At 56.2% G+C, this 10,880-nt stretch carries 7 protein-coding genes; 1 reads left to right on the top strand and 6 read right to left on the bottom strand.

Going from position 1 to position 10,880, the window contains the following annotated elements; genetic code table 11:
* Positions 1-358 precede the first annotated feature (358 nt).
* Entirely contained in the window at positions 359-544 is a 186-nt protein-coding gene (locus ACP5D4_RS19060) for a hypothetical protein (RefSeq protein ID WP_428013200.1), read from the top strand.
* Positions 545-553: 9 nt separating this feature from the next.
* On the opposite strand, the gene acs is transcribed toward ACP5D4_RS19060, so the two are convergent.
* The 6 genes from acs to ACP5D4_RS19030 form a co-directional block, all read right to left on the bottom strand.
* Entirely contained in the window at positions 554-2,521 is a 1,968-nt protein-coding gene (gene acs, locus ACP5D4_RS19055) for an acetate--CoA ligase (protein WP_428013199.1), read from the bottom strand.
* A 112-nt stretch (positions 2,522-2,633) separates the two neighbouring features.
* Positions 2,634-4,400 (bottom strand): CHASE2 domain-containing protein, encoded by a 1,767-nt coding sequence (locus ACP5D4_RS19050; protein WP_428013198.1) that lies wholly within the window; start codon positions 4,398-4,400, stop codon positions 2,634-2,636.
* A 348-nt stretch (positions 4,401-4,748) separates the two neighbouring features.
* Complete coding sequence (locus tag ACP5D4_RS19045) at positions 4,749-5,000, bottom strand: hypothetical protein (protein WP_428013197.1); 252 nt, start codon at positions 4,998-5,000, stop codon at positions 4,749-4,751.
* Between the two features lie 160 nt (positions 5,001-5,160).
* Positions 5,161-7,728: a CHASE2 domain-containing protein gene (locus ACP5D4_RS19040; RefSeq protein WP_428013196.1), complete on the bottom strand. Its 2,568-nt coding sequence runs from the start codon at positions 7,726-7,728 to the stop codon at positions 5,161-5,163.
* 239 nt (positions 7,729-7,967) lie between these two features.
* Positions 7,968-9,734, bottom strand: a complete 1,767-nt coding sequence (locus tag ACP5D4_RS19035) for a CHASE2 domain-containing protein (protein WP_428013195.1) — start codon at positions 9,732-9,734, stop codon at positions 7,968-7,970.
* 6 nt (positions 9,735-9,740) lie between these two features.
* Positions 9,741-10,403 carry a DUF928 domain-containing protein gene (locus ACP5D4_RS19030; protein ID WP_428013194.1) on the bottom strand — a complete coding sequence of 221 codons (663 nt, stop codon included), beginning with the start codon at positions 10,401-10,403 and terminating at the stop codon, positions 9,741-9,743.
* Positions 10,404-10,880: the final 477 nt, after the last annotated feature.

Below are 10,880 nucleotides of genomic sequence, written 5' to 3'. Positions count from 1 at the left end.
CAACCTACACGCTTTGAGTTATCTGTCAAGGGAAATTTGATGCGTTTACCCTGGATAGTTTGTACCGATCGAGTCAGTTTCAATCGATCGGTTTTGTGCCGATATTCCGAGTTCGATCGACTTTAAATTAACTCTAAAAAATTAATAAAATGGTAGTAGAGAAGAGGCGATATAATAGGGAATAACTGCTATAACTCAAACAAAAACTATTAGGTGGACATATTACCGATTCGCTGGAAATCGTATAAAAATTATAAGAAATGGGGAGAAAAGGCATTATTGAGACGATTCGCCACTATGCCGTCGTTCTCATAATTCACCTCATCAAACAACAAGCCGAAAATCGGGCGGATATTACTTGTCTTTGGACGAATTACGGGAAGTCCTCGAACAAGCCTATCTCAACGCGATCGCCGCTCTCAACGTCGCCGAAAGACGCTACGAACCCGAAAAACGCTCAGAACTCTCCACCTCATCCATCCAGACCCCTAACACAAAAATAGGGGCGATCGACTCGATCGCCCCTACCAAACCGATAAATTGACGAAACAACTTAACGTTCGCGCAACTTATCTAACACACTGCGGTCTTGCAACGTCGAAGTATCGCCGGAAATCTCTTCCCCAGCCGCCAGACTGCGGAGAATCCGACGCATAATCTTCCCAGACCGGGTTTTCGGCAAATCTTCCGAAAAACGAATCTCACCCGGACGGGCGATCGCGCCGATTTCCTCAACCACGTGCTGCTTCAACGCCTTATCCAAATCGTCGCCAGCCTCGTACTCCTCTTCCAGCATCACAAACGCCACAATGCTTTCACCCTTAATCTCGTCCGGCTTCCCAACCACCGCCGCTTCCGCAACGGACGGATGAGACACCAACGCCGACTCAATTTCCATGGTTCCGAGGCGGTGTCCCGAAACATTGATCACGTCGTCCACGCGACCCATAATCCAGAAATACCCGTCCTCGTCCTTGCGAGCGCCATCTCCAGCAAAATAGAAATACTGACCGTCTTTCGGCGCAATATGCTCCCAATAACTGCGGCGGAAACGATTAAAATCGCCGTACACCGTCCGCATCATGCCCGGCCAGGGATGCTTGACCACCAAATATCCCCCTTGGTTCGCCGGAATCTCGTTTCCGTCCAAATCCATCACGTCCGCTTGAATTCCGGGGAAGGGCAGCGTGGCCGAACCGGGTTTCGTCGGCGTCGCCCCCGGTAGCGGCGTAATCATGAAACCGCCGGTTTCCGTCTGCCACCAGGTATCCACAATAGGACAGCGTTCGCCGCCGATGACGCGGTGATACCACATCCAGGCTTTCGGGTTGATGGGTTCGCCCACGGTTCCCAACAGCCGCAAGCTAGACAAGTCGCGGGCGTTGGGGTGTTTGTCTCCGGCTTTAATAAAAGCGCGAATGGCGGTGGGGGCGGTATAGAAAATGGTGACGCCGTATTTTTCCACCACGTCCCAGAAACAGCCGGGATTAGACGGACGGGGAACCCCTTCGTACATCACTGTTGTCGCGCCGTTAGACAGCGGACCGTACACGATATAGCTGTGTCCCGTAATCCAACCCACATCGGCGGTACACCAGAAAATATCGGTGTCCTTCAAGTCGAAAGTCCATTTGTTGGTGACGTGGGCGTAGAGGTTATATCCGGCGGTGGTGTGGACGACGCCTTTCGGTTTTCCGGTACTGCCGCTGGTGTAGAGGATGAAGAGGATGTCTTCGCTGTCCATGGGTTCGGCGGGACAGTGGGCGGAAACGCCTTGACGCATTTCGTGCCACCAGTGGTCCCGACCCTCTTCCATGTGGGTGTCTTCTTCGATGCGACGCACCACGAGGACGTTTTCGACGCTGGGGGCGGCGTCGTTGGCAAGGGCTTTATCGACTTGGTTTTTGAGGGTGATGACTTTGTCTTTGCGGAAGCCGCCGTCAGCGGTAATCACCAGTTTGGCTTCGGCGGCGTTGAGGCGATCGCGCAGGGCTTCGGCGCTGAATCCCCCGAAGACGACGCTGTGAACGGCACCGATGCGGGCGCAGGCTAACATGGCGATGGCTGCTTCGGGAATCATGGGCATATAAATCCCCACGACGTCGCCTTTTTTCACGCCGAACTGTTTGATGACGTTAGCCATCTGGCAGACTTCGCGGTGCAGTTGGGCATAAGTCAAGGTGCGCGAGTCGCCGGGTTCCCCTTCCCAAATCAACGCCGCTTTGTTTTTGCGCCAGGTGGTGAGATGGCGATCGAGACAGTTGTAAGAAACGTTGGTTTTGCCGCCCTCGAACCATTTGGCAACGGGGGGTTGCCAGTCGAGGACTTTATCCCATTTTTGGAACCAGTCCAATTCGGTTTCGGCTAGTTCGCCCCAGAAGCCTTCGGGGTCTTGGGCGGCTCGATCGCACAGGGCTTTGTAGTCCGCCATGCTTTTGATGTGGGCGTTGGCGGAGAAGTCTTCTGTGGGGGGAAACGTCCGTTGTTCGTGAAGGATTGATTCTATCGTTTGTTCTGACATGGTTGGTCTGTAACCTATGCTACGGATGATTTATTTACCTCCATTGTCTCGCCAAACTTGTACGGCGTGAAGCAGGCTGGATTATTGTATCGTTATATTTCTGTAATTTTCGCTACAGTTGACGAAAACAGTAAGTATTGCGGCCTTCTCCTTTGGCGTCGTAGAGGGCTAAATCGGCAGTTTTAATGAAATCTTCGAGGGAGAGGGAGCTGTCGGGAACTAAACTTGCCACGCCGCAACTGAGGGTTACGTAAGGGCTGATGGGGGACTGGCGATGATTCAGTTGTAGGTGATTGACGCGATCGCGGATGCGTTGGGCCACTTTGAGGGCCTCGTCGAGATGAGTTTCGGGGAGGACGATGGCGAACTCTTCGCCGCCGTAGCGGGCGACGACATCGCTGCGACGGACTGCGCTGACGATGGCCCGGGACACCTGTTGCAGGCATCGATCGCCCGCTGGATGTCCGTAGTGGTCGTTATAGTTCTTAAAAAAATCCACGTCGCACAAAATCAAGGCCATCGATCGATGTTTCCGCTGGGCAACGACCCAAGTGCGTTGAAGGTAAGCATCGAAGTAGCGGCGGTTGGCCACTTGCGTCAAGCCGTCGGAGGTGGCCAGACGTTGCAAACCTTGGGTTTTGCGGGCGGAAACGGTGACGACGGCCAATAAAGCGGCCGCCACGGGGGAGGCGATGGGAATCCACCAGCCGTTGAGAAAGGCAACGTACCCGATCGCGACGGGACAGCCGCAAATGGCGGCGGCGTAAGTGCCGAGGATATACCATCCGGGGGAGGTATAGCTGCGAAACTGGCTGGTATGCCACCAATACCATCCAGCGGCGGTTCCGATGCCTCCCCACAGACCGACCCACAGCCATTCGACATATTGGTTGAGGTAACGAAACAGACGCCGCCCGTCGAGAGCGGCACTGAGGAGTTGGCTGGTGAGGTTGGCATGGATGACCAAACTCGACATTTGGGTGTAGCTGCTGCTGAGGCGATCGCTAAAGGGGGTGTTGTACTGTTCTTTGAGGCTGGCCGCCGTCGGACCTATCAAAACGATGCGATCGCGCATCAAGCCGGGGGGAACCTGTCCGTTGAGAACTTCGGTCATGGAGATGTGGTGGAAGGCTTGGCGGGTGCCTCGATAGTTGAGGAGAATTTGATAGCCCCCGTCGTCGATTTTGAAATAGCCGCCGTCGTTTTCCCGTAGGGGTTCGATGCGGGCTTGACCGAGGTGAACTTCCCAAGGGCGGCCGGGGGTCGAGCCAATATTGACTTGGCGCTCTTCTAGGTAGAGGAGGGCGAGTTTGGCGGCGAAGGTCAAGCGTATATCTCCATCTTTGGGGTCGATGGACACTAATCCCCGGCGAACTTTACCGTCGGGGTCGAGAACCATGTCGGCTAAGGCGACGCGATCGAGCTGGCTCAAAACGGGTGGCGGTGAAATGGCATCCCCGACGAATTTTTCCATCCCGATGAGGTTGGGCGTCGTCCGCAACACTTCTGTCAGTTTGTCGTATCCCGGTGCCACGGGGACGTCGCGATAGAGATGCAAGCCGATAAAAGCTGGTTGTTGGGCTTTGATTTTCTCCAACAAGTCGGCGAGTACGGCGTCGGGCATCGGCCAGCGACCGATACTTCCGATGTCCCGTTCGTCGATGGTGACGAGGAGGATGCGAGGGTCGCGAGGTTCGGGCGGCCGCAGTTGAAAGAAGCGATCGAGCGCCGCACATTCAAGCATTTGAAACAAGCCAGCCAGGGTTCCGGCGATCGCAACCCCCGACGCGCCTAATGCTGTGGCGATCGCACTGGTCGGCCGGAGTCGTTTCGCTCCTTGCCACTGCCGAACGCACTGTTGGATTTTTGCTCCAAACATCGATGGGTTTGCTCCCCGTCCGCCGCTTTCCGACTCGTTCGACGGCTCTGTTGCTGCCGGTTCCAGTTTCCCTAAACCTCGACAGCACAAAGCTTTGGCGAAACGCTTTGTTTTAGTCTAGCGAGTTTTCGCCGCTTCGTTGGCTGCGGCGGAATTGGGAAAAACGGAACAGCCATTCTCCTTTATACTTCCATTTCACCGAACAATCGGGACGAGGCGGTGAAGCGATCGCCCAGCTCGACTGTCGGCGGCTTCTGTTTGGGGGTTGGTCGATCGAGGCAAGTTTCGAGGTGAAAATCGAGGGGGGCTGCCCCAACTTTCGGTTTGAGCTTATCGAAGCGATACCGTTCAACCTCGGGTTTGGTTGGGTTCCCCTTCGTTGCCATCACGAGGCTGGAAGACTTCGCAGGCTTCGATCGGCAGAATTGACTCCCAACAAATGCCATCGGAGGCTATGGGAGCGGCCGCCATGGCGATCGCCTCTCGGTTGCTGGTGTGAGATATCTTCAGCGATGACATCGAAAATAGATGGCTCTCGCCCATCGACATCGCTAGAATTGGTAGCGTTGCTAATAAGTTAACGGTTTTTTTGAATTGCATGGTTCGGCACCCCGATCGTTTTAACACCCATTTAACGATCCCTGCTTTATTGTCTCGGTAAGGGGCCGATCTTGTCATCCGTTATATTGCGGAAATTCACCGCTTCAATGCGTCCGTATTTATAATAATGAGGGGTATCACCCCTCATTAAAACGAACGATTAAGGGGACATGGGGCGACAGTTCGGCTCAAAATCGCCATTGACATCGAGATGACTTTGACAGCGTTCGAGATAAATTTGACTGGCGAGATCGTTACGATTGTGTTCCAAACAATAGCCAAACAATCCAGCCGCTTCGCGATAAGATTTTAAATGATACTGCATCACGGCCTGCTCGAAGTCCGTGCGTTGGTTCAGTTTTGCCGCCTTGAGTTCCGGGGGGTCAGCATCGAACACTTCAAACACCGAAACCTGTTGGGACTTTCCTTTAACGCGCACGCGATCGATCAATCGAATGGCGTAGCGATTCGTATCCTCGAGTTGCAAAAACGTCGAGTGAGAAATCAACAACGGCACGCCGTACACTTTCGTTAACTCCTCAATGCGGGCGGCCAAATTCACCGCATCGCTAATCACCGTACTGTCCATATGGTGCAAGCCGCCGACGGTTCCCAACATCAGCGATCCGGTATTGATGCCGATGCCGATACGTAAGGGGGGACGGTCGGGACGCGATCGCGTGGTGTTGTACTCCGCCAGCTTTTCCAGCATGGCAATTCCCGCCTTCACCGCATCGTCGGCACTTTCCCCAAACAAAGCCATAATGGCGTCGCCGATGTATTTATCGATAAACCCCTGATTCTCGGAAATGGCCGGTTCCATGCGGGAGAGATAGGCATTAATAAATTTAAAATTATCCTCCAAACTCATTTGTTCGGAAAGGGTCGTAAAGTTGCGAATGTCAGAAAACAAAACCGACATTTCCTTTTCCACCGCTTTTCCTAACTGAACGTCTACCAAACTTTCATACCCCAAGAAAGAAAGGAACTCGTGAGGAACGAAGCGAGCGGCGGCATCCGTCAAATCCTGTTCGGCGGCCAGGGCCCGATCGAGGTTGCGGTTCGACTCGAACAGCTCTCGCGTCGCCCGTTCCCGTTCGGCTTCGGCTTTCTGGCGGATACCGATATCCTGAAAGGCGACGACCGCAAAACTCACGCGCCCCTCTCGATCGAAAATGGGCGATCCCCACATTTCCAAGGGAACGGTTTCATCGTCTAACCGCACGTCTAAAACGTTGGCCGTCGAAGTTGCCCCCTGCAACGCCCGCACGGCCGGTAATTGGTCTGGGGGATAGGGCAACTCCGTTTGACTGATGTAGGTCTCGGGAGCGGTACGGTTTTCGTCGAGGGCGCCGGGCAGCAAGTGATCGCCGAGGATTTCGCGGGCGGTATGGTTGCTGTAATACAGATGTCCGTCCGCATCCAACACCGTAATTCCCACCGGCAAGGCTTCGAGAAACTGCAACAGGCGTCGATCGCTATCTTGCTGGTTGTCTCGCAATCGTTGGGTCGTCACCAGCAGCGTCACCGTCCATAAAGCGGTGGCGGGGGCGACGACGGGCAGCCAGAGTCCGCTGCCAAAGGCCGCGACAACGACAGCCCCCAACCCTGCCGTAGCCAGGAGGAGGCCGCCGACGAGAACGACCCAACGGACGGGTGGCGCTGTCGGCTTGCGTCTTCGCAGCCGTCTCGCAGCCAGCCAGCCCGTCATAGCCCCCACGCTGCCCCAAAGCAGCGTCCATCCCCACTCCAGCCAAGGGGGAATCGCCATCAGCAACGGGCGGCCGTCGAGGGCGGCGCTGAGAATTTGGCTGACGATGTTGGCTTGGACGACCACTTGGGGAGATCCCCGGGGGGTGGTCAGCCAACCGCCGCTGTAGGGGGTATAGATGGTGTTGTTGAGACTGGTGGCGGTGCTGCCGATGAGGACGACGCGATCGCGGAAGGTTCCGGGCGCGAACTCTCCCGCGAGGACTTGACGGATGGAGAGTTGGGGGAAGCGATCGCTCCTGCCGCGATAGTTGAGTAAAATTTGATAACCGGCGGCGTTGGCGTTGGCGTAGCCGCTTTCGCTCCCGTGCAGGGGATGAAAGACAGTCTGGCCGATGTGTAAATGAGAAGGTTCGCCCTCGAAGGTCTCGGAGGCGATCTCGGTTCGTTTCAGATACAGCAGGCTCAACCGCACGGCAAAACTCTGTTGGAGAACACCGCTGGCGTCGGGGTGGGACAACAGAGCGCGGCGTACTTTTCCGTCACCGTCGAGGACGAAATCGGCAAAGCCTACGCGATCGTCTTGTTTGAGGACGGCCGGGGGAGCGACAGGATCTCCGACGATTTTTTCGACGCCGATGAGGTTGGGGGTATTTTGGGCGATGCGAACCCACTCGTCGCGACCGGGTTCGACAGGTAAATCTCGATAGAGGTTGACGCCGATGGCGGCGGGGTCGTCGGCGGCGATGTTCTCGACGGTTTCGGCGAGAACGCCGTCGGGAACCGGCCAGCGGCCGAACGCTCGGAGGTCGGTTTCGTTAACGGTGACCAGAACCACGCGATCGTCGACGGGTTCTGTGGGGCGCAGGTGGAACAGGCGATCGAGGGCAGCCCACTCGAGCAGTTGAAAGCCCCCGAGGGATTCGATACCGATCGCGATCGCGCTGACGAGGACGGCCGAGACGATTCCGTCTCGCCATCGCCAGTTTCTCGACTCTCTTGAGGTGCGTTCCCCCATCGTAAGGGCGGGGTCGCACCGCTGTGGCGGTTTCCCTATCAACGTTCGTGTTCGGCGGTATGAGTGCTGTTAACCCTATTGAAGTCCTTCCAGCGATCGCCCCCTGATGTCGCTGGGTGACTGTGATGTTTGGATTTCCTCGAGATCGGCTCTTCTGTCCCGGCGATCGGGTTCGTTTGCCAATTGAGAACTTACCCAGAAACCGGGTTTCTCGAGCGACAAGTGCGTCACTCCTGTAATTAATATATCGGGGGTTGTGGAATTGGAGGCCGGACATAGGTACAGTAGCGATCGCGACCTTCGGCTTTGGCCAAATACAAGGCGCGATCGGCAGCTTCGATCGAGTCTTTCGGGTTGAGAAACGACTTCCCGTCGCTACAGGCGACGCCGCAACTGAGGGTTACGATGGGGCGAATTAGAGAGCTGGTATGGTCGATGTTGAGGGCGCGGACGTTTTCGCAGATGCGTCGGGCAATGCCGATGGCGTCGTCCAATTTCGTATTCGGTAGGATGACGATAAATTCTTCTCCCCCGTAGCGGGCGAGGAAATCGCTACCTCGGACGGAACGGGACATGGCGCGGGCGATTTGTTTGAGGCAGGCATCTCCCGCCAGATGTCCGTAAGTATCGTTGTAGCGTTTGAAGAAATCCACGTCGCAGAGAATGACGGAGAAGGAGCGATTTTTCCGGCGGTGGGTCGTCCATAGGTTTTCGAGAAAGCGATCGCAGGCGTAGCGGTTGCCCACTTGGGTGAGGCTATCGGTGGCCACGAGCCGTTGCAGGTGGTAGCTGTAAGCGGAAGTGGTGACGAGGATGGTGGCGAAGAGCGCGACCAGGGGAGACACGACCGGAACCCACCAGCCCCACAGAAACAGTCCGTAACCGCCCAGAAGCAATCCACCCCCCACCGCCAGGGAACTTAAGGTCAAGAAAACTGAGTTGTGGTGCTGTTGGTCGAGGAAGTGCCAAGTGACGAGGGCGCTGCCCCAAGAGACGATCGCCATCCAAATCCAGGTTCCCGTTCGGGGCAGGGGGCGCAAGAGGGCGCGACCGTCGAGGGCGGCGCTGAGGAGTTGGCTGACGATGTTGGCGTGGACGACGACTCCCGAGGTGCGGGTTTGCTCGGGGGTCAAAGGGGTACTGTAGGGGGTGGAAAAGAGGTCGTTGAGACTGGTGGCGGTGGAGCCGATGAGAACGATGCGATCGCGGACGAGGTGGGGGGAGACGTCGCCCTCGAAAACCTCGAGAAGGGAAACGCGATCGAAGCGATCGAGGATGCCGCGATAGTTCAGCAGAATTTGGTAGCCCGCAGTGGGGGCGTTGACATAACCCCCCTGGTGGGGTTGCAGGGGGACGAACCGGGCCTGCCCCCAAGCGAGTTGCTGTCCTTGGGAACCGACGGCTTTGAATTCGACGTTTCGGGCTTCCAGGTAGAGGGCTGCCAAACGCACGGCGAAGCTCAATTGCAGCTCGCCTTGAGAGTTGGGGTGGGACAGCAAGGCGCGACGCACTTTCCCGTCGCCGTCGAGGACGAGATCGACGAAGCCCACGCGATCGCTTCCGGCTAAAGCCGGCGGCGGCGGGACGGGTTCCCCGGCAATTTTTTCTACGCCGATGAGGTTGGGGGTGGTTTTTAGGGTCTCGGCGAACTCCCCGTGACCGGGTTCGACGGGTAAGTCTCGGTAGATGTCTAAGCCGATGGCGGCGGGTTGGTCTTGCTGTAGGTTCTCGATCGCTCGCGCCAGAACGCGATCCGGCAGGGGCCAGTCTTGGAAGGTTTGCAGGTCGCGTTCGTCGATGGTGACGATGAGTAAGCGATCGTCGATCGCTTCGCTGGGGCGCAGTCGAAAAAAACTATCGAGCGCAGCCCATTCAAGGAGTTGGAAGACCCCAGTCGCCGTGGCGGCTGCCGTCGCGACAGCGACCGCCGAGCCAATCGCAAAGGGAGTTTTCCATCGATCGAGCAGCTGACGGATTTTCGAGTACATTCCGATCGGGTCGGTCAAATGCTGCTAGAAGCCGACAAAGCGTTGGGACGCAACTGCGTCTAAGCCCACTTCCGTCAGTAGGTTTTCCCAGGTTTGAGAGAGTTGAGTATCTTCCGGACGGCGGGTGTATTCTCGGGCCAGCGCCGACAAGGTGTCGTACCACAGTCCGGCTTCTCCGTACCAGGCTGCCCGTTCGACCCCCGAGAGGCGATCGAACGGTTCGGGTCGTTCGGTACTTAAGGAAACTCGGCGGACGCGACCTTCAATCCAGGGCATATCGGTTTGAACTGGCTGGCAAAGGATTCCCACCTGCCAGCGATAGGTTCGCTCGAGTTCCAACGGCGGGACTTCTGAAGGTAAGGAAATTCGCACGATCCCCGGTTCCCCACTGAGGGGGATTTCGCTGCCGTAGATTTCGCGATCGCTCTCGTCTTTGAGGCTGAAGTAAACGGTTTCCGCTTGCGTTTCCGGTACGTATACGAAGAATTCGGGCCGTTCCGACAGGGTCAACCCCACTTGTCGTTCCGGTGCTAGGGCTAAAAGCGGCACGTCGCTGGTCGGATCTTGCCGACATTTCAGGGCGGCCGGCCGGGTCGCGCCCCCTGCCGAATCGTCTAAGGTATCGTCGTTAGGCGGATCGAAGGTGACGTTCGAGGTTGTCGTGCCATCGACAAGGCTCGCTGCCACTTGGGCGTCCGCTGGAATCGATCGCAGACTCAGACGGGTTGCTCCACATAAAATTGCGGTTGTAATTATTCCTGAAAGAGATATTTTGTTCTGCTCGAACATGACGCCACCCTCGCTCGTTTGTTTTGGCAGAAATCGCTAACTCTATGATAGTCGATTTTTGGGCGATCGCACCTGCAAAAGTAAGGATTTTTACCCTTGCTTTTTCTTCAGATCTATGAAAATTAACAGATTTTACGGAAAAAAATCGACGGATCTCCGTAAATATGTGGCATTTTGTGCGTGTAATCTCGCAAATAGCACAGCAAATCCTTTTCGGGTTCTGGTCGAGTTCTCTGTGGGTGACGGTGCATCGAACGGCTGTCTCGAGAGGCGGACTTTGACAAGACTTTTGACAAGGATTTCGATAAAGCTTGAAAAGGCGATCGCTCGAGACCGGCCGTTTCTCGTCGTCCGGCAAAATAGAGCCGTCCCCAC

The organism is Baaleninema sp., assembly GCF_049974805.1.
Lineage (GTDB): Bacteria > Cyanobacteriota > Cyanobacteriia > Cyanobacteriales > Geitlerinemataceae > Baaleninema.
Note: the sequence above shows the minus strand (reverse complement) of the source record. Positions and strands in the feature narration are given on the sequence as shown.